This is a genomic window from Streptococcus sp. 1559 (assembly GCF_013276735.1).
GTDB classification, from domain to species: domain Bacteria; phylum Bacillota; class Bacilli; order Lactobacillales; family Streptococcaceae; genus Streptococcus; species Streptococcus pseudopneumoniae.
Map to the genome: position 1 here is coordinate 1 of NZ_VMLO01000134.1, position 583 is coordinate 583.

Annotated in this window: 1 protein-coding gene; it reads right to left on the minus strand. The window is 42.4% G+C overall.

From position 1 onward, the window contains the following. Window positions 1–583, minus strand: a 583-nt coding sequence (locus tag HT688_RS11380; RefSeq protein ID WP_172923810.1) for a hypothetical protein, incomplete at both ends; no start/stop codon positions are given.

A 583-nucleotide genomic window follows, 5' to 3' on the forward strand; every position in this document is an offset into this window, starting at 1 on the left:
TACGAGCTGGTGTTGTTACATCCACTGGTTGTGATGGTTTCTTGTTCGGTTCTGTTACTTTACCTTTACCTGGCACAGCACCTTTCGGAAGCTTGTCATTTGGTACTTCACCTGAACCATTGTCACCAATTGTTACTGTGATTGTTGTTCCATTTTCTCCTGGAATTTCTACCTTAGTTCCTGATGGGTAAGTTGTTCCATCTGGTTTCTTAGGTGTTACAATCGCATTTCCATTTGGTTGTTGAGCAATTTCAATCTTACCTGGTGTTTCAGTCGTTGGCGTTGCTGGTGTTACCTTAGCTGGTGTAGTTACATTAGGAACTTCTACAGCTGCTTTACCTGGTTCTGTAATCTTAGCCTTACCTACAACCGTAGTATCTGGTAATTGATCATTTGGAACCTTAGCTGAACCATCTGCTCCAATCGTCACTTTAATTGGACGACCATCCTTACCTGGAAGTTCTACCATTGTTCCTTCTGGATAAGTTGAGCCATCTGGTTTCTTAGGTGTTACTGTAACGTCACCTGTAGTAGGATCTTGTACCAAGTCAATAGTTGGTGTCTTACGAGCTGGTGTTGTTAC